This window comes from Arthrobacter glacialis, from assembly GCF_002909415.1.
Lineage (GTDB): Bacteria > Actinomycetota > Actinomycetes > Actinomycetales > Micrococcaceae > Specibacter > Specibacter glacialis.
In genome coordinates this window covers 17,442-42,435 of the sequence record NZ_PPXB01000010.1, presented here as the reverse complement: position 1 = coordinate 42,435, position 24,994 = coordinate 17,442, and the positions used below count along the sequence as shown (strand labels likewise).

The window sequence follows — 24,994 nt, the reverse complement described above, 5'->3', positions numbered from 1 at the left end:
AAATGCCTCCACCAGTCTAGTTCGCCATACACTGGGGCGGTGACGATGAAAAAACAAATAGTAGGCGCAGCAGTGTTGGATTCGCTACGAGCCCCCCGGCAACTTTTGGTGGCCCGGCGCACCGCCCCGCCGGAATTTGCTGGCATGTGGGAGTTCCCTGGCGGCAAGATCGAGCCAGGTGAAAGCCCGCAGCAGGCCTTGCACCGCGAACTGGCTGAAGAGTTGGGTGTCAAGGTGCGCATCGGCGCTCAACTCGAAAGTCCAACGGAGGGTGGCTGGCCTCTGAACGCCAACGCCGCCATGAGAGTGTGGCTCGTTGAGGTGAGCGAAGGCACAGCCGAACCGTTGGAGGACCACGACCAGCTGCTGTGGCTGGAGCTGGATGACCCGCAACTTCTTGAATTGGCCTGGATCCCGGCGGATCTGCCCATTGTCCACGCGCTCCTGGCTTTCACTGCTGCATCCTAAAAGAATGGCTGCGGGTGTTGAATTCCGCCGCTGCTGTGCCAGACTAAGGTCTACCGAAGATCTCAAGGAGGTTGTGCCATGACGAGTGAAAACCACCACGAACCATCGCCCGCCGGTGCCAGTGACGAAACAAAGGAAAAGTTTCGCCAGGCCCTGGAAAACAAAAAGAACAAGCAGCACGGCAGTGTCGAAGCTACCAATGGTTCCAAGATCAGTGCATCCCACGGATCTGCGTCGCATAAACGCGAATTCCGCCGCAAGAGCGGATAAGCCAAGAGTTGCACCCCTGCACCACGCACCTGGTGCGTTTTAGAACAAGGTGGGGGTCAGTTCAGAAAAGGCGGGAGTCCCCACGGGGGCTCCCGTTTTTTTGTTGGACCCAACGCCCCTGAATCCGGTCGCCGGCAGACTGCCCGCCGGGTACTGGGCCTCTTCTTGCCGGGGATCATGAATGAAGCCCTGGGCGACAAAACCATGGCGGGCCTTGGCCTCATTCACACGGCCGGCCAACCACTGGCGGTACTCCTTGGAGGCATAGGCGCCAGAGCCATACAATCGTTGGTACCGGCCTACCAGGGCGGGGTGTTCACGGGCCAGCCAGTGCATGAACCATTCCCTGGTGCCGGGGCGCAAATACAAGGCGCCGGCGCTCAAACCGGTGGCACCAGCTCGGGCCAAGGCCGCAAAGAGGGAATCCAGGGCCTCGTCCGAGTCGGTGAGCCAGGGCAGGATGGGCATGGCCATGACGCCGCACGGCAAACCGGCGTCGCGCAGCTTGCTGATCAGCGCCAACCTGGCTTTGGGGGAGGGGGTCCCGGGCTCCAGAGTGTGGGCAAGGTCCTCATCCAGCAGTGCCAGGGAAATGCCCATGCCCACGCTGACCTGCTGGCCGGCCTCGCGCAGCACGCCAATGTCCCTGGCCAGTAGTGTTCCCTTGGTCAAAATGGAAAAGGGTGTCCCCGAATCAGCCAATGCCTTGATGATCCCGGGCATGAGCTTGTAGCGGCCCTCAGCCCGTTGGTAGGGATCGGTGTTGGTGCCCAGTGCCACATGGTCCCGCTGCCAGCTGGCCTTGGCCAGTTCCTTGCCCAGCACCTGCGCCACGTTGATCTTGACCACCACTTGCGAATCAAAATCCACGCCGGAATCAAAATCCAGGTAGGTGTGGCTCTTGCGCGCAAAGCAGTACACGCAGGCATGCGAACAGCCCCGATAGGGGTTCACTGTCCATTCGAAAGGCATGGAAGAGCTGGGCGGGACCTTATTGAGGGCAGACTTTGAAAGCACCTCGTGAAAAGTAATGCCAGCAAACTCTGGCGTCTGCACGCTTTTGACCAGGCCGGCCAAGGGTAGGAGCGGCTGTGTGCTTGGTGCTTCGCCCAGGGGAAGTGGCTGGTTGAGTTGCTGAGTTGTCCACCGCATGACCCAATTAGAACATATATTCTAATCTGCGGCAATGCCGCAGGCGCGAGGGGATTTGTTACCCGCCGGTAGCTATGTGCTGTGCATCACATTTGAATGGAGCTAGGCTGTCATCGTGGGGCGACGATGCCCCAGCCGGGCAGCTTCACCAAGAACACTGCCCAGCTTCAGTGAGAAGGAGCCGGAATGACCAACCTCGCCACCATTGTGAGTGCCTCAGCGCAGCGCAATCCAGCAGGTGTCGCCATCAAATTGGACGATATTGAGATCTCCTTCGGCGCGCTGGAAGTGCTCAGCGCCAAAGTGGCCGGGCTGCTTGCCGCGCGGGGAGTCAAGCCGGGGGACAGGGTGGCGCTCATCTCGCCGAACCTGCCGCAAATGCCCCCGCTGTATTACGGAATCCTGCGCTACGGGGCGGTGGTGGTTCCCCTGAACCCGCTGCTGAAATCCCGTGAGGTGGAATACCATCTCACCGACTCTGGCGCCACATTTGCCTTCGTCTGGGAAGGCGTCATGGGCGAGGTTCAAACAGCCGCGGCCAACACCGGCACACAGATCGTCCCCATTAACGCTGAACTCATGGGGCTGCTGGCCCAAACGGAGGCCAACTCCGAGATAGCGCCCGCGGACAAGGATGACACTGCCGTTATCCTCTACACCTCCGGCACCACGGGCAAACCCAAGGGTGCGGAATTGACGCACGAGAACCTGCGCAGCAATGCAGAACTGTCGACAAAGCTGTTCAGCATGACGTTCGAGGACGTGATCTTTGGCGGCCTGCCGTTCTTCCACGTATTTGGCCAGACCTGCGCCTTGAATGCTGCCGTCATGGCGGGGGCAACCGTAACCATCCTGCCCAAATTTGATCCGGTAAAGGCCCTGGAAATCATCCAGCGCGACAAGGTGACCATTTTTGAGGGTGTGCCCACCATGTACATCGCCCTGCTGCGGACGGCGGGGCGGGAGAACTATGATGTTTCCAGCCTGCGGGTGGCGGCCTCAGGCGGTTCAGCGCTTCCCATGGAAATCCTGCACGAATTTGAAAACACCTTCAGCGCCACGCTGCTGGAGGGCTATGGCCTCTCGGAGACCTCGCCGGTGATCTGCTTCAACCAAGTGGATGGGATTCGCAAGCCCGGCTCCATCGGCACAGTGGTGGACGGTGCGCAGTTGAAGGTGGTGGACGACGCCGGTCATGAGGTGGAAACAGGGGTTGTGGGCGAGATCGTGGCCTCCGGCGGCTACGTCATGAAAGGGTATTGGCGGAATCCGGAGGCAACGGCTGCAGCCATCAGGGACGGGTGGTTCTTCACGGGGGACTTGGGCCGCAAGGATGAGGACAGCGTGTTTTATATTGTTGACAGGAAAAAGGACATGATCCTGCGCGGCGGCTACAACGTGTATCCCAGAGAAGTGGAAGAAGTCCTCTACGAACACCCTGCCGTGGCCGAGGCTGCAGTGGTGGGCAAGGTCGACGACGTTCACGGCGAAGAGATTTACGCTGCGGTTTCGCTCAAGGACGGCGCCGCAGGTGCCGGTGACCTTGAGGCGCTCGCGGCCGACATCAGGGAATTCGTCAAGGCCCGAGTGGCCGCCTACAAGTATCCGCGCAAGGTGGTCATCATGGATGCCCTGCCCAAGGGGCCCACAGGAAAGATCCTCAAACGTGAGATCGTCATTTCCTAGCGCCAGCTAGCCACCAAAAGATACCTGGCGCGAGCCCTTTCCTAGGTCCGCGCCAGGATCCTTTTTCTCTAGGGGACTGGCCAAGAGTGCTTAGGCGAGCTGCCAGGTCACCTGCACAGCCATGGAAACATTGCTCTGGCCCGGTTCAATGGCCATGGAACTGTCCGTGCTCATGGCCGCGCGGGCCAGCATGGGTCTGGGTGCGCCGTCGTGTATGGCTCCTTCACACACGGAGCTGACAGGGCCCAGGGTCCGCCCGGCCAGCACGGCGTAAAGCTCTGCCGCCCGCAAGGCATCGGCCCAGGCAATGGCCCGGGCGGCGTCCTGCGCCGCTGAGGGGTTTGCCAAGACGGGCGTGAGGCCATTGAGGCGAACGCTGTTGTTGCCTGTATCCACTACGGCCGCGATGATGTCCTGGGCGCCCTGGTCGTAGCGCAAGGCGACGCTCAACGTGCTGGAAACCGTGTAGCCGGTCACCACCGAGCCGGTGCCCTCCTGCCAGCGCGTGTCCACCCGGACATCCAGCGATGAAGAGTTGATGACCTCCCGGGCCACTCCCAGCGACAGCAGCTTGGCGTTGACTGCGTTGAGGGCTTCGCTTGCCTTCGCGTAGGCTTCCCGCACTGTGGACTGCTGCGCTTCAATGCCGATGTTGATGTTGAAAAAGTCCGGCGCGGTTTGCACTGTGCCTTGGCCGGTGACGGTGATGGAGTTGAGGGACTCGGTCATGAGTGGTTCCTGTCCTTGGCGGGGTTGTTGGGGAGTGGTGATTTGAATAACGTAAAGCGTTGCAAATAGTTCCGCAGCGCCGGCAGCCGGGCAATGGTGGGCAGTTCGCGGTAACCGCCGAGTTCCAGCCCGGCGTTGCGCTCAAAGAAATTTCTGCTGCCGGGATCCCCGGTCCGCCACAGCGAGAAGGCGGCGCAGACGGCGTAGAGGGGCAGGAACGGCAGACCCATGCACCAGGCGTACTGGGTGGCGTGGCCGGATTCGTGGGCCAGCAAGTCGGGCCTGGAATTTATGAAGGCCCGGTCCGCGCGGTAGAAAATGACGTTGCCCACGGTAAAGGCGCCGGCCTTGGGTAGTTTGGGTCTGTAGTGGGTGCCCAGTATCAGCCCGTCCGGGCCCGGCTCCAGGGGTGTGCGGCTCAGTCCTGCCAGTAGCAACCCCGTAGCGGTGGACAGGTTCACGGCGTTTGCCAGCGCCCGCAGCCGCAGTGGTGCCCTCATGCGGTGGGATCCTTGTGGCGTGCACTTATTCTTCATGGGGCAAGCCTAACCACCGGGGTTTCGGCTGTCTGCATGATTGACAGGGCGTCCAATGCCGCAGAGACGCCGGGCTTGGCCTTGCCGCAGTGATCAGTGGGCCATTGGACATTCGCAGCTTCCCCAACAGTGTTGACAAGCCACAACTCTGGCGTCATCTCAAGGCGGAGGTTGCAGACCCCTTCTTCGCCGCGTTCACTGGGCTCGGCAAGTGCCGCCAACAAATCGGTGATGTCACCGTCGAGGTGGTCTTCGCGGATCACGTTGTGGACGGGATCCCACGTGCATTGAACCGCACGATAGGGATGGAGTCCCTCGGGCACGCTGCCATGCTTGTCAGGAACTTGTGCTTGTCCGCCCTCGTCAGCAGGGAATGGTGCCGTCGCGGAACAACCGTGGAAGTCCTGCAGGGCTGCCGGGTCCGGTTGGTAGTGGGAGGTGCCACTGCAGGCAGCGAGGAACAACGATGCCGCCAACACTGCGGCAACCATCCATGCGCGGATGAGGGTCCTAGGGCTGGGTGCAGTCCTGCCCAGGCTCACGGGCCACGCTCTGGTGCCGGTCCGGAGTCCGCCGCCAATATTTTGGTGTCGCTGAGGGTGAGTCCCCGCAACGCCTCGCGCAGCTCGGGTTTGGACATACCGCAAACATCCAACGGCCACACCACATTGGCGGCCTGACCTTCGGCGTTGACCAACCAGATTGACGGCAGGATTTCCCCTATGGCCAAACAGGCAATTCCTGCCTGGCTGTCGCTGGGTACTGCCAGGGCCGCCAACACCGCCGCGAAATCACCCGTAAACCACAACTGCTTCACGGTCCACCCAGTCACTTGGCCCTGCGCATCCAAGGCAGGGTCAGGGGGAAAGCACTCCACAAGCTTTACCGGCACAAAACCTGCAGGCACGCTGCCCGCAAGCACCGCAGCCGTGCTGGGGGAGCCCGTTAGGGGTGGGGAAGAGGAGCCGGGGCCATAGGGGACCTTGCTCACGGAGCGCTCGCAGTCCACCGCATCCACAACCGTTGCAGGGGCCGGGGTGTAGTGGGTGACGTCCGCCGGCATGGGGTTGCAGCCACCCAGCAACAGGGCACACAAGACCAGCGAACACAAGACCAGAGCAAGGGGAGGGCGCAGCGACCGGGGAGTGACCGGCCTCGTGCGTCCAGGGGAGAAGGCAAGGCGGAACTGCATGAGCGAAAGCGTAACAAGCGGGGCGCGGCTTTGGGTCTCGGAACGCTAAAGAGTCGGGGCCAATTGAGCAACAGGTGCGCGGCCCGCGCCGAATTCAACACGCGGGCGCAGTCAACTAGACTGGTTGCGGCGGGAGGAGCTACCCCGCCGCTTACTCGCACACGAGCTTAGGTAAAAACTGTAGATGTCAGAGATGCCCCAGAAGACGGCCGAAATGCCCGAATCAACCACCGAACCCACCACGGTCCCGGACCCGCTGGACGAAGCCGCCATTGGCGTTGCCGTTCAGAACGCGCTCGCAGCCATTGCCGCTGCCACCACGCTGGATGAGCTTAAAGCTGCCCGCCTGGCGCACTCAGGGGAGAAATCACCGCTGAGCCTGGCAAACCGCGTCATCGGCGGCCTTGCCAAGGAGTTTAAAGCTGCTGCCGGCAAGATTATGGGCGCCTCGCGCGGCCGTGTCGCCAAGGCCCTCGCCGCCCGCACCGAGGTGCTTGAGGCTGAGGACGCTGCCCGAATCCTGGTCGAGGAAACTGTGGATGTCACAGCAGCCCCGCGCCGCCGCCAGGCAGGTGCCCGCCACCCGCTGTCCACGCTTCAAGACCGCGTCTGCGACATCTTCGTGGGCATGGGCTGGGAGATCGCCGAAGGCCCCGAGTTGGAGTCCGAGTGGTTTAACTTTGACGCCCTGAACTTCAAGCCGGACCACCCGGCGCGCGAAATGCAGGACACCTTCTTTGTGGAGCCGCCCGAGGCCCACCTGCTGCTGCGCACCCACACCTCACCCGTGCAGGTGCGGTCCCTGTTGGAACGCGAACTTCCCGTGTACGTGCTGTGCCCCGGCAAGGTGTTCCGCACCGACGAGCTCGATGCCACGCACACCCCCGTATTCCATCAGTTCGAGGGCCTGGCCATCGACAAGAAGCTGTCCATGGCGGATCTGCGCGGGACGCTGGAGCACTTTGCCCGCCAAATGTTTGGCGAGGAAGCCAGCATCCGTCTGCGCCCGAACTTCTTCCCCTTCACCGAACCGTCGGCGGAACTGGACATTTGGCACCCCGGTGCCAAGGGCGGCCCGCGCTGGATCGAATGGGGCGGCTGCGGCATGGTCAACCCGAACGTGCTGCGTGCTGCCGGAATTGACCCGGATGAGTACTCAGGCTTCGCGTTTGGCATGGGCATTGAACGCACTCTCATGTTCCGCAACGAAGTTGGGGATATGCACGACATGATCGAGGGCGATGTACGTTTCAGCGAACACTTTGGGATGGAGATCTAAGCGGTGCGTATTCCACTGACTTGGCTGCGCGAGTATGCGCAGGTACCGGCAGGAGCAACTGCCGAAGATGTAATGACTGACCTGGTCAAGGTTGGTTTCGAAGAAGAAGACGTGCACCGTCCCCTGGATCAAATCAGCGGCCCCATTGTGGTTGGCCAGGTTTTGACCCTTGAGAAGGAACCGCAGTCCAACGGCAAGACCATCAACTGGTGCACAGTACGTGTGGTTCCCGAAGGTGCCGCACAGACCCTGGACATTGACGGCATCGACCCTTCGGGTGTGCAGGGCATTGTCTGCGGCGCCCACAACTTCGTGGTGGGGGACAAAGTTGTTGTCACCCTGCCCGGCGCCGTGCTGCCCGGAGATTTCCGCATCACCCCGCGGAACACCTACGGCCACGTCTCCGCCGGCATGATCGCCTCCGTGCGCGAGCTGGGCATTGGCGATGACCATGACGGCATCCTGGTGCTGTCCACCCTGGGCCTCGACCCGGAACTGGGCACCGACGCGCTGGCACTGCTGGGTCTTGATGATGAGGCCGCCGAGATCAATGTGACACCGGACCGCGGCTACGCGTTCAGCATCCGCGGCGTTGCCCGCGAATACGCGCACGCCACGGACAGCGTCTTCACCGACCCCGCCTCACTGGTTTCGGTCACCGCCTCCACAGGCGCCGGCCAGGCCGTTGCCATTGACGACGCTGCACCCATCTACGGCAAGCCCGGCTGCGATCGTTTTGTAGCGCGCACCGTGCGCGGCATCAACGCCGCTGCGCCCACCCCGCCGTGGATGTCGTCGCGCCTGCGCCTGGCAGGGATCCGCTCCATCTCGCTGCCCGTGGACATTTCCAACTACGTCATGCTGGAACTGGGGCAGCCGCTGCACTTCTACGACGCCGAAAAGGTTGCCGGCCAGATTGTAGTGCGCCGCGCAGCAGCCGGCGAAACGCTGGAGACCCTTGACGGCAAGGTCCGCAAGCTCGACGCCGAGGACCTGCTCATCACGGATGCATCCGGTCCTATCGGCATTGCCGGCGTCATGGGCGGAGCCTCCACCGAGGTCTCCTCCGGAACCAGCACCGTGCTGATTGAGGCTGCGCACTTCGAGGAAGTCTCCATTGCCCGCTCGCGCCGCCGCCACAAGCTGCCCTCCGAGGCATCCAAGCGTTTTGAACGCGGCGTTGACGTGGCCGTTGCCGACGTGGCAGCCCAGCGTGCAGTGAACCTGCTGGTTGAATTGGCTGGCGGCACGGAGGAGACCACTTCCACCGATGTGGCCACCTTCGCGGCCCCGGCGCCGGTGTTCCTGCCGTCCGGATTCACCTCGGCCCGCATCGGCATCGACTTCAGCCAGGCCCAGATCATCGGCTCGCTGAGCGACTTGGGCGCCGATGTGGAGAAGGTCGACGGCGGCTACGCCGTCACTGCCCCCACGTGGCGCTACGACCTGGTCACCAAAGAGGACCTGACCGAGGAAGTGGCCCGCCTGGTGGGCTATGACCTGATCCCGGCAACCCTGCCCACGGCACCTCCCGGACGTGGCTACTCACGCACGCAGCAGCAGCGCCGCCGCGTGGTCCAGGCCTTGGCGGACTCCGGCCTGACAGAGATTCTGGCATACCCGTTTGTGTCGAAGACGTCCAACGACACCTTCGGTGTGGCTGAAGCGGGTGCTGTTCGCGCGGCCGTGAAGCTGGCAAACCCGTTGAGCGAGGAGTTCGGCTTCCTGCGGACCTCGATCCTGCCGGGCTTGATTGAGATTGCCAAGCGCAACCACTCACGCGGTTTCCACGACGTGGCCTTGTTCGAGTCTGGCTTGGTATTCCTGCCTGGCAAGACCTTCGGCACCCCGTCCATCCCACCGCTGGGCGTCAGGCCCTCCGAGGACGTCCTGGATGCCCTCTACGACGGAATTCCGTACCAGCCGTTGACCATGGCCGCCATCTTCACCGGCAAGGACTCCCCGGCAGCTCCCGGCCACACTCCGCGGCACTGGGACTGGGCGGACGCACTTGATGCTGCCCGCCTGGTGGCCGACGTCGTTGGTGTGGAGCTTGTGGTTTCCCAAGGATCACACCAGGCGTTCCACCCGGGTCGTGCGGCTGTTTTGAGCCTGCGCAATGGCGACGTGGTGGGTTATGCCGGCGAGCTTCACCCGAAGCTGCTGGCCGAGCTGAACATGCCTGCCCGTTCCGTGGCCATGGAAATTAACGCCGAGATGGTCTTCGCGGCCGCGGCCGACGTCATTGTGGCCAAGCACATTTCCACGTTCCCCGTCGCAACGCAGGACGTTGCCTTGGTGGTTCCCGTGGAGGTTCCGGCACAGGCTGTGCTGGAAACCCTGCGCGAAGGCGCCGGCGAACTGCTGGAAGACGTTGCCTTGTTTGATGAGTACCAGGGCGCAGGCATTCCCGAAGGCAGCAAGTCCCTGGCCTTCGGCCTGCGGTTCCGCGCAGCCGACAGGACACTGACAGCCGATGAAGCCTCGGCTGCCCGTGCGGCTGCCGTGGAATTGGCTGCAGAGCGGTTCGGCGCCACCCAGCGCTAGTCCCCTCAGCAACTGACCCGCAGAAATCGACGAAAATCGCGTCAAAAACGCGCTTTTTCGTCGATTTCTGCGGGTCAGTTGCTTAATGCGCTGGGTGGGACGAGCAGATCATTTATCCGTGGTGCGCTGTCCAGCACCCCAGAATAGTGGTGGCCATTTCATAGGCGAAGCTGCTGGCTGTGACCTTGTGAGGTCCCACCGTTGCAGGGAACGCCGTGGCGTCAACGTGCAACGTCATATTGTCCTTGGCGAAAACCACGTTTCCGTCCTTAGCTTGGTAACCCGGCAGGCCCAGATTGGCCAATCCCTCAAGAGGAGGGGCATCAAGGGATCCTGCCAGCTGCTTGGCCAGGGCTGCGGCGTCGGCGTCGTTGGCGGATTCAGTCACGGTCATGACAAAACTGCCAACATCGAGTGGGTAAGTGCAGGAATAAGTGGTGCCGTCCCAATTTTCAGTCGTTGTGGGAATGGCCGGGAGCCCCAGTATCTCCATGACATTTTGTTTGGCTTCATCGGCGCACACCATGGTTGCTGCCACCGACGGCGCACCGGCCGTCACGGTCAGAACGCCTCGCATGTCCCCATCACCGCTATGGAATGGGTAGTTTCCTGACTTCTTGGGAGCAGCAAAGGTGGCCATGCCCCCTGCTGGAACTTTGACATTGAAGCTGCTGGAATCATCCGAGATAACTGTTTGGGCGTCGGTGTCCAAATTCATGACAGTTACCGTGGCGCCCGCAGCTAGGGGCTTGGGGTTGATGAATTTTCCGTCTTGAATGTGGATCATCGACTCCATGGACGAGGCTCCCGGCTCGGCCATGCCCGAGGACGTGGCCGTCGAAGGTGCGGAAGGTTCCTGTCCGGGCGAGGCGGAGTTGGCCCCCGCACTACACCCTGACAGGGTGAGTGCAGCGGCCACCGCCAAGACTCCGGCGAGACTGAATTTCTTGTTCATCATGGTCCAATCCAGAGTTCCAGGACTCCATTGCGGTGTTGCCGAAGTGGCTAACCGGCGTGGCTGGACACGAGATGCCCGTACACCACGGTGTTTTCGGTGAACTCGCCTGTGCTCGGCTCATAGCCGCCACAGGTGATGAGCCGAATTTCGGCTCGTTGGGTATTGCCGTAGACCGCCAGTGTGGGGAACGCGTCCTTTTTGAACACTTCGCTTCTGTCAACTGCGAAGACTGCCACGCTGCCATCGGCCCGGGTGACCGAAAATGTTTCGCCCTGGGTGAGTTCATGGAGCCGGTAAAAAACTCCTTCGGCAATGGTGGTGGTGTTCACATGCCCCAAAATGACCGAGGGGCCCAGTTCGCCGGGAGTGGGGGAGTGCTTGTACCAGCCGGCGGGGGAGCCGGCCGTTTCAGGCGGAACCTCGGCCTCGCCTTTGGCATCCCGGTCCAAAGACATCAAGTTTGTGGTTACAGCTATGTCCGGGATGGACAGTGACACGGGTGCCGATTCCTGCAGTATCTCTCCTTGGATCTTCGGCGGGGCTGCCTGGGTTGGGGCCTGGGCTGCGGGGATGGACGACGGCGGAGCTTGCGTCGGTGCGGCAGGCGCAGTTGGTGCGTTGACCGCGGACTGGGCGGCCGGCGTCGTTCCGGGGGAACTGGGGGCGGGTGCCTGCCCGCATCCGGCAACACCAACGGTGAGGGATGTCAGGAGCACCGCCGCCGTCGCGGACGCCATGAGGCGCCCGCGACGGCTGCTGGTGTTTACCATGGGGAATCGGCCGCCGCTACTTTACAGCGATCGTCTTTTTGCGGTTCATGGCCAAAGCTGCACCGGCTGCCAGCACCAATGCGCCGCCGCCAGCAAACCAGGCAACCTCAGGAGCGCTTGAGGCGTTGCTCGATTCCAGCTGCGTGGTCACACCTGTTCCGGGGGCACCGCCTGGCATGGCTGCCATTTGCGACACGGCCAACGTCCCGCACAAGGCAGGCGATGTGGCTGCCAACGGCAAGGACGGGACCAGGTCACTCTTGGCTGCCTGGCCTGCTGCCGACAATGTGGCCGGATCCAAACCGTGGACAACAACAACGGCCTTGCCAGCCTTCAACGACGCAATGGTTGCGGCGTTCGTGGTGAAGGTCCGCTCATACTTGTAGCTGGCCCCCATGCCACCAACAGCCAGATCCAGCCCGGCCTTGTCGCTGGTGTCACCGCTGGTGGAAAGGGTGGTGCCGATCTTGCCGTACGACGGCGCACCCTCAGTGGTGCTGATGACGCCGTCACCATTGGTGTCGGCGGCGGGTGCCGGGCAAACACCTGCCGCGTCAATGTGGATATGCTGCACGTGCGGGTAGGGTGCACCGTCGAAGGTGGCGGCCAGTCCGCTGACTTCCTGCGTCACGGTGGCCTGGTCTCCATGAAGGGAGATCCACACTGAGCCGGTGGCGTTGCTGCCGTTGATGGCCCCCAGACTGGTTTCATAGGTGGTGGTGTCTTCCGCATGGGCCATGGCGGCCCCGGCGGACATGGACAAAGCTGCCAGTGCGAGCACGGGCGCGATCAGTAATGCAGATTTCTTGTGCATGAGAATCCTCCTGATACAGGGTGGACGGTCCATCGTTGGGCTCGTCCACCATGTGATTCGGAGCACTGTTGGTTCTTGGATTGGAAAGAGTCTCATTTTTTTCGGGCCATGGGCCCGCCAGGGCGCACTCGGGCCCACGCGCCCTCCAAACTGACCCGCAGAAAAAGCCGAAAAAACGCGATTTCACGGTCGTTTTCGGCGTTTTCTGCGGGTTAGTTGCTTAAGGCTTTCGGGTGACCTTGCCGTGACCTGGGCAGACCCACCCAACATCCATCGCCTCCAGTGCGGCTGCCGTTTGAAGCGCTGTGGGCTTGTCCGTAATGATGAAGCCCGGAAATTGTTTCAGGGAGCCGTCTTGCCGCACCAAGGCTGCGTCGCCGATGAACAGGGAGTCTTCCCAGTGAAATGCATAGTGGCCGGCCGTGTGACCCGGCGCCGCAACGGCCGTGATGCCCATGGGGAAGCCGTCGGACTCGCCAATGTAGGAGACGGACTCCGGCAGCTGTGGCTTTCCGAACGCGGTGCTCAGTCGGCGAAAAAACGTGCGTGGCTTCAACTGGCCACTCAGCACCTGCGCATCGAGCCGGCTGATCCAAACTGTAGCCCCGGCCGCCGCGGCCACAGCTTTTGCCGCTCCTGCATGGTCCAGGTCGTAATGTGTGAGCAGCACGTGTCGAACAGCCGTCAGCAGGCCAGCCTCCCGAAGCTCGTTCACCACGCCGGCCGAGCCCGAAGCCATGCCTGGGTCGATGAGGACAAGCTGTTCCCCGGCAGCAACCACATAGCCGTTGGCTCCGCGGGACTTGCTGAGTTGAAAGGCTCCGTTTGAAAGTCTTTGCATGCTCGAATCCTATGTCCTGCGAAGGACAGCTCCTAAAATTCCTCGCCTTCGCCCACCACGGCCGAGGCAGGCCCCACGATGTGGGGATCGGGCACGCCCACCAGCTCATGGTCCTTGCCCGTGTAGTCAAACATGCTCAGCACATGGCGCATGGCAGCCAGCCGGGCCCTCTTCTTGTCATTGGACTTGACCACAGTCCACGGAGCGTGACGGGTGTCTGTGCGCTTAAACATGCGTTCCTTGGCAGCGGTGTAAGCATCCCACTTGTCCAGAGACGCCAGGTCCATGGGGGAGAGTTTCCACTGCCGAACGGGATCCACCTGACGGATGATGAAGCGGGTCCGTTGTTCGGCCTGCGTGACGGAAAACCAGAACTTGATGACGGTCACGCCGTCATTGACCAGCATGCGTTCAAACAACGGGGTCTGACGGATGAACTCGTCATATTGTTCCTTGGTGCAAAACCCCATGACACGTTCAACGCCTGTCCGGTTGTACCAGGACCTGTCAAACAAAACCATCTCCCCGGCGCTGGGCAGGTGAGCCACATACCGCTGGAAGTACCATTGGGACGACTCGCGCTGGCTGGGTTTTTCCAAGGCCACCACACGGGTGCCGCGCGGGTTCAGGTGTTCGGTGAACCGCTTGATGGTGCCGCCCTTGCCGGCTGCATCACGACCCTCGAATAAGATGACCACTCGCCGCCCGGTAGCCTTGATCCATTGCTGCAGCTTCAGCAGTTCAATTTGCAGCAGCCGTTTTTCAATGTCGTAGACATCCCTTTCCAGCCGTGCATCGTAGGGGTAGCCGTCGCGCCAGGTGTCCACCGGGGATCCATCCGGGGACAACAGAACAGGATCGTCGTCGTCGTTGTCAATAACGGTAAAACCGGTGAAATCCGGGGCGGGTCGAGTCATGGCCCGACCTTATCGAGACATTAAATACGGAAGATGAACAGAAGGTGGAGCCAACGTGAACGAGGCCGGAGTTGAGGTGCTTTTACACAAACACGTCCTGGTGCGTGCCTTCGAGCTGGCGGCCGTGGACCAGAGCCTGGCCGGGCAGCTGGACCCCGCCGAAAACGCCCGGGCCGCCACCATCGTGGATCCACCAACACGGCGTGATTTCATTGCCGGGCGCGCGGCACTGCGCCTCATGGCTGCCGAAGTGCTCGATGCCGCCCCGCACAACCTGGTTTCCGCCTACAGCTGCCCCGATTGCGGGCCCCATCCGCTGCGCTCGCACGGCCGGCCGGGATACTTGGTGAACGGTGTCACTGCTGACTTGTCGATCAGTTTTTCGCGCAGCCGTGGGTGGGCCTTGGCCGCCATGGTGCGCGCGGCAGAGGTGCCCCTCGGCGTGGATCTGCAAAACATCGCCCAGCTTGCCTTTGACGGGTTCGACGACGTGGCGCTGAGCCCCGCCGAAAAGTTACTTCTCAGCCGGGTCGCCCCCGAAGAGCGAAACGCATGGCGGGCGGCGGCGTGGGCGCGTAAGGAAGCGCTGGCCAAGTATTCCGGTCTGGGCCTGCGCACCGACCCCACCCTCATTAACGCGTTTCCAGGGAAGACAGGGGGGGTGCAGGGGTCAGAGGTGGACGTTCGGGATGTTGTGTCTGCGGAAGTGGGATTGCCACACGGATTCGCCGCCGCCGTGGCAGTGCGTACCAGAGCGTGAAAGGAAAACTCAGTGGAAGCCAGTAGTCCGGGTAGGGAGCAGGTTGAGAACGTCTTTGACCATGGCCAAGCCAGCTCCGGCCGGGCTGGAACGTCCACCGTGTACTGTGATGTCCCCGGCCTCAGGACAGGAGAAAGTCATGGCTTTTTCCGGACCAGTCAGGTGAAAGAGGGGGTCTTGGGAGCTGACGAGTTCCAACCGCACGGTGACCTTCATCGCCTGGTCAACTGATGCCGAGGCCACCGCACGAAGTCGTTGGCTCGAACTGGCCGATGCTCCTGCGACCCGGACCGAGTTCTCATCAATGGTTTCTGTGTCAACGTGAATCTTGGCCACGTCCCAGCCCCACAGCATGCCGGCGATCAATCGCGTCTTGGTGGCTGCGTCGGAGCCGCTGAGGTCGGCGCTCGTATTCGACTCGGCAATGCCGAGTCGTTGAGCCTCCTTGACGGCATCCTCGAGGCTGTCGCCCCGTCCCATTCGATCCAGCACAAACGTTGATGTTCCGTTCGGACAGGCACGGATCGCGCGAGCGTTCAGGCCATTAACACCAATGCGAGCCAGATCAGCAGCCGGCAATGCGGCGCCCGTGGCTCCGGAGATTCGGATGCGGCTGCCACCAGTTTGGGCCGCTGCTTCGAGTTCCCGCCAGTGTGTGAGGAGGTGATTTTTCGTTGCCGACACAACGTGCACGCCTCGGCCAAGTGCCGTGATTGACTCTTCGAGTGCCCGCGGGTGGGCTTCGAGGGAAGACGGGATGGCCTGGACCAGGATCAAAGCCCCAGTTCGTTGAAGAAACTCTGCGATGGGTGTTAGTGGATGCCACTGAGCCCGTTCCGGCACCTTGGCATCCGGGCCCAACATGACTTCATCGGCGCGTCCCCGGATGCCCGCAACGTAGAAATCCTGGTGGTGGTTGGCGCGGAGCCTGTTGAAGAATTCCTGGCCAACAGGACCAAACCCGGAAAGCACGACCGGTACGGGGCAAGGGGGTTCTAAAACGTTGGTTGCAGGCATGTCTACCACCGTAGCCTGATTCCCGCAGGTCGAAGGCGTGGCTTCGGGTGTTGCGGTTAGCGTCGGGGCAGTGGCGGCAGCTGCTGCTGGTACAGCCACGGGGTGAGGATGGCTGCGGCTGAGAATCCTGTCACCTCGGCACACACCTGATCGGCCAAGGAGACAAAGGCTGCCGTGGACACCGAGCCGTGGCGGTGCTCCGCCACCCAGCGCTGGAGCAGGGCAAAAAAGTTCTCCTGACCTGCCGCAGCGTGGAGGGCCTCCAGGGCCAGGGCGCCTCGCTTGTACACGCGGTCATCAAACATCAGCGCTGAACCGGGATCGCCCACAGCCAGGTCCATGGGCTCGGTTCGCAACTTCGCGTGGGCCGCCGTGGCCCGTTCGGCCACGGTCATGGACCCGCTTTCTTCGGACCATAGCCACTCGGCATAGCAGGCGAATCCTTCGTGCAGCCAGATATCACGCCACGACTCCAGGGTGAGCGAGTTCCCAAACCACTGGTGGGACAGTTCGTGGGCGATGAGCCGCTGGGATTCCCAGCCAGTGTCCAGATGGTTGCGGCCCAGGATGGACAGGGATTGCGCCTCGAGCGGGATTTCCAGCGCGTCCGCCGTAACCACCACGGTGTAGGTCTCAAAGGGGTAGGGGCCAAAACGCTGTGTGAAGACGTCCACCATTTCTCGCTGCCTGCTCAGGGCGGTGGCTGCCTTCGCCTGAAGCTGTTTCGGCACGGCCACCGTGATGGGCAACTGTGACTGGGTTTCCGGGGCGGGGAGGGCGAGCAACTTATACCGGCCAATCTGCACGGTGGCCAAGTAGGTGGCCATCGGGGCGGACTGTTCGTATACCCACGTTTCGCGGCTGGACTTCTTGGTGCGTGACAGGAGCACACCGTTGCACACGGCCGTGTAGTCCGCGTCGGTGGTCACGCTAAAACGATAGGAAGCCTTGTTGTCCGGCCTGTCATTGCACGGGAACCACGTGGGCGCTCCGGTGGGCTGGCCGGCAACCAAGACGCCGTCGTCCAGCTCTTCCCACCCCACCTCACCCCACGCGCCGTCGTCTGCTGCGGGAATGCCGCTGTACCGGATGTCCAGAGTGAACCCTGCTCCAGCCTCTACCAGGGAGGGGAGCTGTAACCGCAGTTTCCCCTGGCGGTGGGAATGCTTGAGCACGCGAACGCCATCCACGGAGGCCTTGTCCATGCCCAGGCCCACGAGGTCCAGTTCCACCGTGTCGAGAGCAACCAGGGCGCGGGCGGTGATGACGGCTCGCCCCTGCAACTGGTTCCCGGCGAGTCGGACTTCTAATTCCAACTCATAATGGTCCACCGCGTAGCTAGTGCTGCCGTGTCGGGGGATATAGGGGTCGGGGAGGGCCGGGATGTCCGGGGTCGCCGCATGCCGGGGGCGGTGCAGGAAATTCATGCTGGGTAAAGTATCCGAATCGGTTGGGGTCAGGCACGGTCCGCGAATTCCGGACCCTTCCAGGGGCTGATGGGGTTGCCCATCCAATAGCTGCTGGCGGGCACGCTTTCACCGCGCATCACCAGGGACGCCGGGCCCACAGTGCCGCTGGTGGCGATGGACGCCGCCGGCAGGATCACCCCATGGGGGCCCATGGTGGCTCCGGCCTCCAACGTAACTGTATCAATGGCCATGACCCTGTCGTGGAACAGGTGGGTCTGGATCACACAGCCACGGTTGACGGTGGAATTTTCGCCGAGCGAGACAAGATCGGCCTCCGGCAGCCAGTAGCTTTCACACCACGTGCCGTGGCCAATCTTTGCGCCCAGTGCGCGCAGCCACCACACCATGGCAGGCGTGCCCACGGCCGCCCGCGCAAACCAAGGCGCACTGACCAACTCTATAAACGTGTCCACTACCTCGTTGCGCCAGATGAAGGAGCTCCACAGCGGGTGCTCTCCGCGCTTGATCCGCCCTACCAGCAGCCATTTAGCAGCGACGGCGCTACCAGCCGCCACGGCGCCCGCCACCATGATGACGATGCCGCTCAGCAGGGCCGCGAGCCAGTAGCCGCCGGCAAGGGCCAGGGCGTCGAACGCGACAAGTACTGCGGCTGCGATAGCCACCGAGAGTACCGTGGGGATCAACCGGCAACTTTCCCACAGGGCCCGGGCCAGCTTGAGCCGCAGTGGCGGGGCGAAGGTCAGGGACTCATCGGTATTCAGGTTGGTGCGGCGCAGGCGGACGGGCGGGCTGCCCAGCCATGAGGTGCCGGCCTTTGCTTTAGCTGGTGCCGCCGAAAGCACGGCCACGAGTGAGTTGCGCGGCATGGTCCGCCCGGCCGCCGCCATGCCTGAGTTGCCCAGAAAGGAGCGCTTGCCCACCTTTGCTGGTGCGATGTGGATGTAGCCCCCGCCCAGTTCATAGGAGGCGATCATGGTGTCATCGGCCAAGAAGGCGCCGGAGCCGATGGTTGTCATCTTCGGCAACAACAGCACCGTGGAGGCTTCCACGTTCTTGCCGACTTTCGCGCCCAACAGGCGCAGCCACACGGGGGTGAAGAGGCTGGCATAGATGGGGAATAGTAGATCCCGGGCCATGTCCAGGACCCTTTCGGTGGCCCACACCTGCCACCCGATCCGGCTGCGGACCGGGTAGTGCCCCTCCCTCAGTCCCACGCCGAGCAGCCGCACCGTCACCAGAATCAGCACCAGCAGCGTCAGGAACCAGGCCAGGGCTGCCACGGGAACCGCCCACAACAGGGTGGGCAGGGATGCGGACAATGACGGTTGGCCGGCGATGGCAGCCAATACCGTCGACACAGCCGCGGCTGCCGCCACAAAGGGCAGCAGGGAGAGCAGTGCGGAGGCGCCGGCAAAGGGCAGGTCAGCGCGCCACGTGGTGGCGGTGCGCAGATCCGGCCAGGAGTGCTTGGCCTTGCCGGTTCGTTCCGCCGGGGAGCCGGAAACCGTGACCCCGGGCTTAACTTTGCCGCGCACCGCGGAGCCAGGGGCCACCTGTGCTCCGGCGCCGATGCGTGCACCGGGCATCAGCGTGCTGCGGGCTCCGACCACAGCCCCGGCGCCAATGGAAATTTCGCCAATGTGCACCCAGTCGCCATCGATCCACCAGCCGGAAAGATCCACCTCCGGTTCAATGGAGCAACCGTCAGCCAGGCTCAGCAGGCCGGTGACCGGTGGCACCGAATGCAGGTCAACGTTTTTTCCCATCGTCACACCCAAGGCTCGGGCATAGTAGGGCACCCATGGTGCACTGGCCAGTGAAACGGCAGCTGACATGTCGGCAATTTGTTCGGACAGCCACAGCTGCAGATGTACTTTGCCGGAGCGCGGATAACTGCCTGGCTGGATCCCGCGGAGCAGCAGCCTGGCTGCGACCACCGAAATGCCCATCCGGCCCCAGGGTGATACAAACACCGCCCATGACGCTGCCACCCACCACCAGGAAATGATCGGCGCGCCAGGCAGGATGCCCTGCCACGCTGCGATATTGTTCAACGCCATCAAGTACGTGAGCCAGCGCATTCCCACCAGGACATGAAGCGGCACACCCATGAGCGTCTGAAAAACCTGTGAGCTGCGCCGGGTCCGCCCCACAGTGCGGTTGACGATTTCGCCCGCATCAGCGACGGGGACAGAGCCCAAGACCAGTTCCAGAAGGGCCCCGATTCGAGGATGTGAATAGACATCGGCAACCGTGATGCGCGGATACCGCTTGCGCAGGGCCGACACCAGCTGGGCGGCAGCCAGGCTGCCACCTCCGCTGGCGAAAAAATCAGTGTCGAGCGAGGATGGCGAGCCGCCCAGCACAGCCTGCCATTGTTCAAGGACCCACTGCGCCTCTGGTGCCAACGTCCCGGCGAGGGAACCGTCGTCGTCAGAGGGGTGTTCCAGAGGCCAGGGCAGAGCCTTGCGGTCCACTTTTCCGCTGGTTTTGGTGGGTAGGGAATCGGTGAATGTCAGCAGCGGGATCAAGGCCGCTGGCAGCGATTCGGCCAGCAAGGAGCGCAGCGCGCCCGCATCAGGGGTGGTTCCGGTGGCCGGGACCAGGTAACCGACCAGTAGCTGGCTGCCGCCCGCCGTTTCCTGGACAGCGGCGGCGGCGCCGGAAATCTCAGGCAGTGCCTGCAGTGCCGCGTCAATTTCGCCGAGTTCAATGCGCCGCCCGCCGAGCTTCACCTGGTCATCGGCACGGCCCATGAAGACCAGCCCGGCGCTTTCCAGCCTGACCAAGTCACCGCTGCGGTAGGCGCGGTCCCAGCCAAACGCGGGCATGGGCGCGTACTTTTCGGCATCCTTGGCCGGGTCCAGATAGCGGGCCAGGCCAACGCCGGCAATAATCAATTCGCCGACTTCGCCCTCGGCCACGGGTGCTCCGGCGGAGTCGACAACTGCCAGATCCCAGCCGTTCAGCGGCAGCCCGATCCGAACAGGCCCGGGGCCGCCCAGCGGTGCAGCGCACGCAACCACTGTTGCCTCGGTGGGTCCGTAGGTGTTCCAGACTTCGCGGCCGCGGACAGCCAGGCGGGTGGCCAGCTCCGGCGGGCAGGCTTCGCCGCCAAAGATGAGCAGGCGCACGGATTCCAGCGCTTCCGCAGGCCACAAGGCTGCCAGCGTCGGAACGGTGGAGACAACAGTGATGCCATGGGAAATCAGCCACGGGCCCAGGTCCATGCCCGAACGGACCAAGGAACGCGGTGCGGGGACCAGCGCCGCGCCGTAGCGCCAGGCAAGCCACATCTCCTCACAAGAGGCATCGAAGGCAACTGACAGTCCAGCCAGGACCCGGTCTTCGGGGCCGATCGGCTCGGCCTGCAGGAAAATGCGGGCTTCGGCATCGACGAACGCGGCGGCTGAGCGGTTGCTGACCGCCACACCTTTCGGGGTGCCGGTGGAGCCTGAGGTGAAGATGATCCAGGCATCATCGCTCGGGACGGGTTCGCGCGTTTCGGCAAAGGGGGCCGGGCGTTCACCGGACATGGTCAGGGCTTGGCCGGTCTGCGGGTCTCCGAGCACGGCGGCCACCTTGGCTTCGCCGAAAACCAGTGCCGCCCGTTCCTCCGGATCATCTGCATCCACCGGAACATAGGCGGCACCAATGGACAGGATCGCTAATATTGCCAGATAAAGCGCCGAGGTGCCGGAAGGAATCCGCACTCCTATGCGGTCCCCGGCGCCCAAGCCAGCCTGAGTCAATTCCCCGGCCTTGTTTCGTACAGCGTGCAGGAAGTCTTCGTAGCTCAGGGCTTTCGTGCCGTCATCCAACGCAGTGGCATCGGGGTGCAGTTCTGCTGTGGCCTGAACGATGTCCCACAGGGTCCTGGGTTCCGGTGCCAAGTCATGTCCGGGCATTTGTGCGGCAAATTGGCTGGACTGTACATCTTCGCTGGATGCGGGTACTTGAATCTGAGGGATATTCGTTGAGGCAGAGTTCACTGGCTTACCGTGCCCCACTAAGATGAACGGAAGTTGAATAGCAGGCAACATGTTGCTGGGTGTGAGTCGCCAAATTGCACCCCAGGACAGGGGTCGCGGACGTTAACCTGCTCATGGCTCCAGTATCACCTTGCCTGTGGTGCGGCGGCCTTGGAGTGCCGCGTGTGCAGCGCCCGCCTCGGCGAGCGGGAAGCGGGCGCCGATCCGGGCGCTCAGATGACCTGAGGCCGCGGCGTTGAACACCTCGGTTGCCCGCCAGGAGCGCTCTTGTGGGTTGCGGAGGTAGTCGGCAAGTTTGGGTCGAACAACCGTCAGTGAACCGCCGGCGTTGAGCCGCTGCAAATCAAAGGGCGGCACCTGCCCGGAAGAGCCACCAAAAAGCACCAGCGTTCCCCTGGTGCGCAAGGACGCCAGCGAGCCGTCGAACGTGTCCTTGCCTACGCCGTCGAACACCACATCCACGCCATCCCCATCGGTGAGCTCGCGGACCTGCTCGGCAAAGTTCTCATATCCCAGCACCTCATCGGCGCCGGCCACTCGGGAGAGCTCTTCCTTCTCTTCCGTGGAAACGGTGGTGATGACTCGGGCCTCGCGCTCCTTCAGCAGCTGGGTCAGCAGCAAACCAACGCCGCCGGCACCAGCGTGGAGCAGGACGCTTTGGCCCGGCTCCACGCGGTAGGTGGAGTTCATCAGGTAATGGGCCGTCATGCCCTGCAACGGCAAGGCCGCAGCCACGTCCAGCGGCACGCCAGCTGGGACATGCAAGGCCTTGAGGGCGGGCACAATGGCAAATTCGGCGTAGCAGGCACTGCCTTCGGCCGTGGCAATGCGGTCGCCCACGGCAAAACCATGGACGCCTGACCCCACGGCAACAACCGTTCCGGCGGCTTCGGCGCCAGGGGTAAAGGGAAACGGCACGGGATAGATGCCCTGACGCTGGTAGCTCTCAATGAAGTTCACACCAACGGCCGCCACCTTGACCAGCAGCTCGCCCGACCCGGGGACGGGCATGGGAACGTGCGTCAGCACCAAAACCTCCGGGCCGCCCGGGGCTGAAGCGACAATGGCATTGCAGTGCTCGGTCATGATGAACTCCCAATCGGTTATTGGCGGTTTCGCAAGAAAGCAATTCCTCCATGATCATCATAGAACCGACTGCTGAAAGGGAAATCAAATGACATGCATAAATATCGGTGATAGTGAATAATTCTGCTGTATAGTCGACATATGACAATTTCTGTAGCCGTCTCAGGAGCCAGCGGATATGCCGGGGGAGAGGTGCTGCGCCTACTGGCCAGCCACCCCGATGTGAGCATTGGGGCCATCACGGCTCACAGCAACGCAGGTGCCCGGCTGGGTTCTCTGGCCCCCCATCTGCACGCCCTGGCCGACCGCATCCTGGTGGACACAACAGTTGAGAACCTCTCAGGGCACGACGTCGTCTTCCTGGCACTGCCGCACGGCGCCTCCGCGGCCATCGCGGCGCAGCTTCCCGCCGACACCTTGGTGATCGACGCCGGAGCCGACCACCGTCTGGAAGATTCCACAGCGTGGGAAAAGTTCTACGGGTCTGCCCACGCCGGCACCTGGCCCTACGGCCTGCCCGAACTGCCCGGCCACCGGGAAAGGATCCGCGGATCCAAGCGCATTGCCGTTCCCGGCTGCTACCCCACGAGCTCCCTGCTGGCCCTGATGCCCGGCTTCGCCGCCAACGCACTGGCCCCTGATGACGTGGTCATTGTTGCAGCCTCGGGCACCTCGGGTGCGGGAAAGGCAGCCAAGATCAACTTGATCGGCTCGGAAGTCATGGGTTCCATGAGCCCCTATGGCGTGGGTGGCGGGCACCGGCACACCCCTGAAATTGAGCAGGGCCTTTCCGCCGCATCCGGACTGGATGTGCGCGTTTCCTTCACACCCACCCTGGCGCCCATGAGCCGCGGCATCCTCACCACCGCCACGGCAAAGGTCTCCGCAGAGATCGCGGCCCTTGAAGACCCCGCCTCGGCATTACGCCAAATCTGGGTGGAAGCCTACGAGGATGAACCCTTTGTGCATGTCCTCCCGGAGGGACAGTGGCCCTCCACCAAGTCCGTGCAGGGCTCCAACTATGCGGCCATGCAAATCGCCTACGACGCCCACGTCAACCGCGTGATTGTCTGCTGCGCCATTGACAACTTGACCAAAGGCACCGCCGGCGGCGCAGTACAGTCCATGAACATCGCCCTCGGCCTGGCCGAAACCACGGGCTTGACCTTCCAAGGAGTAGCACCATGAGCGTGACAACTGCACGAGGATTCCGCGCAGCCGGCGTTACTGCCGGGCTGAAGACGTCCGGCAACCCGGACCTGGCTCTGGTCATCAATGACGGTCCCGAGCGCACCGCCGCAGCCGTCTTCACCACCAACCGTGTAGCGGCCGCGCCCATCCACTGGTCCCGCCAGGTCCTGCGCGACGGCCGGGTTGATGCCGTGGTGCTGAACTCCGGTGGCGCCAACGCCTGCACTGGCCCCGAGGGCTTCCAAAACACGCACGCCACCGCCGAGAAAGTCGCGGATATTCTGGGCATCTCCGCCACCGACGTTGCCGTCTGCTCCACCGGATTGATCGGGGAGCAGCTGCCCATGGACAAGATCCTGCCCGGCGTTGAAGCCGCCGCGGCTGCCCTGGTCTCCGACGGCGGAGCTGCCGCCGCCACTGCGATCATGACCACAGACACCGTCCCCAAGCAGGCAGCGTGGACCTCCGAACCCAATGCCGAGGGGCTGAGCTACAGTATTGGCGGCATGGCCAAGGGAGCCGGTATGTTGGCGCCCGGACTGGCCACCATGCTGGTTGTTATCACCACCGACGCCGCGGTTGAGGCTGAAGGGCTCGACGCCGCACTGCGCGACGCCGTCCGTGTCACCTTCAACCGTGCCGACTCCGACGGTTGCATGTCCACCAATGACACCGTTCTCCTCATGGCCTCCGGTGCCTCCACGGCCTTCCCGGACATGGATGAATTCACCGCCGGCCTGACCCAGGTGTGCGCCACCCTAGCCCGCGACTTGATTGCCGATGCCGAGGGCGCAAGCCACGACATCGCCATCACCACCACCAACGCGGACAGCGAACGCGACGCCGAAGTGGTCTCCCGTTCAGTGGCCCGCTCCAACCTGTTCAAGGCAGCCATCTTCGGCAACGACCCCAACTGGGGCCGCGTCCTGGCCTCCGTGGGCACCACCGACGCCGTCTTCGACCCGGACAAGATCAACGTCAGCATCAACGGCATCCAGATCTGCCGCAACGGCTGCATTGGCGACTCCCGCGACCTGGTGGATCTCAGCGGCCGTGAAGTCACCGTGGAGATCGATCTCAACGCAGGCCTGGCCTCCGCCACGATCTGGACCAACGACCTCACGCACGCGTACGTCGAAGAAAACAGCGCCTACTCCTCGTAAGCGCTTGGCCGTCGGCTGTTGTTGGGCTCGGCGGCGGACCGGCATTCCCTCGGCGACTATCCGACCGACGGCCGCGGGCGGCCTTACGGTCTCCTTTACGTCGCCTACAAAAAACGCCGGCTCCGCCACCTAGAATGCACGGTCGCCTTGGGTGCCACGAGAGTTGGGAACGCCGCGGCGGTCCGCCGGGAGGCGG

The 24,994-nt window shown here is 63.0% G+C and carries 22 protein-coding genes; 8 read left to right on the top strand and 14 right to left on the bottom strand.

Translation table 11 applies throughout. The annotated features are described in order from the left end of the window. The first annotated feature begins 45 nt into the window (after nucleotides 1-45). Nucleotides 46-468, top strand: coding sequence for a (deoxy)nucleoside triphosphate pyrophosphohydrolase (locus tag CVS28_RS12905; protein ID WP_103481781.1), 423 nt, complete (start codon nucleotides 46-48; stop codon nucleotides 466-468). A gap of 78 nt (nucleotides 469-546) precedes the next feature. After that, nucleotides 547-738: a DUF5302 domain-containing protein gene (locus CVS28_RS12900; protein ID WP_103466436.1), complete on the top strand. Its 192-nt coding sequence runs from the start codon at nucleotides 547-549 to the stop codon at nucleotides 736-738. 39 nt (nucleotides 739-777) lie between these two features. On the opposite strand, the gene CVS28_RS12895 is transcribed toward CVS28_RS12900, so the two are convergent. After that, entirely contained in the window at nucleotides 778-1,890 is a 1,113-nt protein-coding gene (locus CVS28_RS12895; RefSeq protein ID WP_103466438.1) for an Rv2578c family radical SAM protein, read from the bottom strand. A 186-nt stretch (nucleotides 1,891-2,076) separates the two neighbouring features. On the opposite strand from CVS28_RS12895, the gene CVS28_RS12890 reads away from it, so the two are divergent. Then, a complete protein-coding gene (locus tag CVS28_RS12890; RefSeq protein ID WP_103481780.1) occupies nucleotides 2,077-3,576 on the top strand; it encodes a long-chain-fatty-acid--CoA ligase in 1,500 nt (499 codons plus the stop codon). Between the two features lie 90 nt (nucleotides 3,577-3,666). Here CVS28_RS12890 and CVS28_RS12885 read toward each other — a convergent pair whose 3' ends face one another. From CVS28_RS12885 to CVS28_RS12870, 4 genes are read right to left on the bottom strand one after another with little or no spacing between them, the layout of a single operon-like run. After that, complete coding sequence (locus CVS28_RS12885) at nucleotides 3,667-4,305, bottom strand: SIMPL domain-containing protein (RefSeq protein ID WP_103481779.1); 639 nt, start codon at nucleotides 4,303-4,305, stop codon at nucleotides 3,667-3,669. Then, the gene (locus tag CVS28_RS12880; protein ID WP_243399878.1) at nucleotides 4,302-4,805 is read right to left on the bottom strand and encodes a hypothetical protein; all 504 of its coding nucleotides are present in this window, start codon (nucleotides 4,803-4,805) and stop codon (nucleotides 4,302-4,304) included. The genes CVS28_RS12885 and CVS28_RS12880 overlap by 4 nt, the downstream gene beginning before the upstream one ends. 32 nt (nucleotides 4,806-4,837) lie before the next feature. Continuing rightward, the gene (locus CVS28_RS12875) at nucleotides 4,838-5,383 is read right to left on the bottom strand and encodes a hypothetical protein (protein ID WP_133159133.1); all 546 of its coding nucleotides are present in this window, start codon (nucleotides 5,381-5,383) and stop codon (nucleotides 4,838-4,840) included. Then, nucleotides 5,380-6,033 (bottom strand): hypothetical protein, encoded by a 654-nt coding sequence (locus CVS28_RS12870; RefSeq protein ID WP_133159132.1) that lies wholly within the window; start codon nucleotides 6,031-6,033, stop codon nucleotides 5,380-5,382. Before CVS28_RS12870 ends, CVS28_RS12875 begins: the two co-directional genes overlap by 4 nt. 193 nt (nucleotides 6,034-6,226) lie before the next feature. Between CVS28_RS12870 and pheS the strand changes: the two genes are divergently transcribed. Next, complete coding sequence (pheS, locus tag CVS28_RS12865) at nucleotides 6,227-7,312, top strand: phenylalanine--tRNA ligase subunit alpha (RefSeq protein ID WP_243399889.1); 1,086 nt, start codon at nucleotides 6,227-6,229, stop codon at nucleotides 7,310-7,312. A 3-nt stretch (nucleotides 7,313-7,315) separates the two neighbouring features. Then, complete coding sequence (pheT, locus tag CVS28_RS12860; RefSeq protein WP_103481776.1) at nucleotides 7,316-9,859, top strand: phenylalanine--tRNA ligase subunit beta; 2,544 nt, start codon at nucleotides 7,316-7,318, stop codon at nucleotides 9,857-9,859. 112 nt (nucleotides 9,860-9,971) lie between these two features. Here the strand turns inward: pheT and CVS28_RS12855 are convergent, their stop codons facing one another. The 5 genes from CVS28_RS12855 to ppk2 all read right to left on the bottom strand — a co-directional run bounded on the left by CVS28_RS12855 (nucleotide 9,972) and on the right by ppk2 (nucleotide 14,159). Continuing rightward, complete coding sequence (locus CVS28_RS12855; protein ID WP_103481775.1) at nucleotides 9,972-10,817, bottom strand: cupredoxin domain-containing protein; 846 nt, start codon at nucleotides 10,815-10,817, stop codon at nucleotides 9,972-9,974. Between the two features lie 47 nt (nucleotides 10,818-10,864). Next, nucleotides 10,865-11,587, bottom strand: coding sequence for a class F sortase (locus CVS28_RS19440; protein ID WP_133159131.1), 723 nt, complete (start codon nucleotides 11,585-11,587; stop codon nucleotides 10,865-10,867). Nucleotides 11,588-11,603: 16 nt separating this feature from the next. After that, entirely contained in the window at nucleotides 11,604-12,401 is a 798-nt protein-coding gene (locus CVS28_RS12845) for a hypothetical protein (protein ID WP_243399877.1), read from the bottom strand. A gap of 220 nt (nucleotides 12,402-12,621) precedes the next feature. Then, on the bottom strand, nucleotides 12,622-13,242 hold the full coding sequence (locus tag CVS28_RS12840; protein WP_103481774.1) for an MBL fold metallo-hydrolase: 621 nt from the start codon (nucleotides 13,240-13,242) through the stop codon (nucleotides 12,622-12,624). Between the two features lie 32 nt (nucleotides 13,243-13,274). Further along, nucleotides 13,275-14,159, bottom strand: a complete 885-nt coding sequence (gene ppk2, locus CVS28_RS12835) for a polyphosphate kinase 2 (RefSeq protein ID WP_103481773.1) — start codon at nucleotides 14,157-14,159, stop codon at nucleotides 13,275-13,277. 55 nt (nucleotides 14,160-14,214) lie between these two features. Between ppk2 and CVS28_RS12830 the strand changes: the two genes are divergently transcribed. Beyond that, nucleotides 14,215-14,919, top strand: coding sequence for a 4'-phosphopantetheinyl transferase family protein (locus tag CVS28_RS12830; protein ID WP_103481772.1), 705 nt, complete (start codon nucleotides 14,215-14,217; stop codon nucleotides 14,917-14,919). A gap of 9 nt (nucleotides 14,920-14,928) precedes the next feature. On the opposite strand, the gene CVS28_RS12825 is transcribed toward CVS28_RS12830, so the two are convergent. The 4 genes from CVS28_RS12825 to CVS28_RS12810 all read right to left on the bottom strand — a co-directional run bounded on the left by CVS28_RS12825 (nucleotide 14,929) and on the right by CVS28_RS12810 (nucleotide 22,444). Next, nucleotides 14,929-15,936 carry a homoserine dehydrogenase gene (locus CVS28_RS12825; protein WP_103481771.1) on the bottom strand — a complete coding sequence of 336 codons (1,008 nt, stop codon included), beginning with the start codon at nucleotides 15,934-15,936 and terminating at the stop codon, nucleotides 14,929-14,931. Between the two features lie 56 nt (nucleotides 15,937-15,992). Further along, nucleotides 15,993-17,363, bottom strand: coding sequence for a M1 family metallopeptidase (locus CVS28_RS12820; RefSeq protein ID WP_103481770.1), 1,371 nt, complete (start codon nucleotides 17,361-17,363; stop codon nucleotides 15,993-15,995). A gap of 29 nt (nucleotides 17,364-17,392) precedes the next feature. Then, nucleotides 17,393-21,274: a Pls/PosA family non-ribosomal peptide synthetase gene (locus tag CVS28_RS12815; RefSeq protein WP_103481769.1), complete on the bottom strand. Its 3,882-nt coding sequence runs from the start codon at nucleotides 21,272-21,274 to the stop codon at nucleotides 17,393-17,395. A 195-nt stretch (nucleotides 21,275-21,469) separates the two neighbouring features. Continuing rightward, complete coding sequence (locus CVS28_RS12810; protein WP_103481768.1) at nucleotides 21,470-22,444, bottom strand: quinone oxidoreductase family protein; 975 nt, start codon at nucleotides 22,442-22,444, stop codon at nucleotides 21,470-21,472. A gap of 141 nt (nucleotides 22,445-22,585) precedes the next feature. On the opposite strand from CVS28_RS12810, the gene argC reads away from it, so the two are divergent. Together argC and argJ are read left to right on the top strand one after the other, a co-directional pair. Beyond that, on the top strand, nucleotides 22,586-23,632 hold the full coding sequence (gene argC / locus CVS28_RS12805; protein WP_103466461.1) for an N-acetyl-gamma-glutamyl-phosphate reductase: 1,047 nt from the start codon (nucleotides 22,586-22,588) through the stop codon (nucleotides 23,630-23,632). Further along, nucleotides 23,629-24,798 (top strand): bifunctional glutamate N-acetyltransferase/amino-acid acetyltransferase ArgJ, encoded by a 1,170-nt coding sequence (gene argJ / locus CVS28_RS12800; protein WP_103481767.1) that lies wholly within the window; start codon nucleotides 23,629-23,631, stop codon nucleotides 24,796-24,798. The genes argC and argJ overlap by 4 nt, the downstream gene beginning before the upstream one ends. Nucleotides 24,799-24,994: the final 196 nt, after the last annotated feature.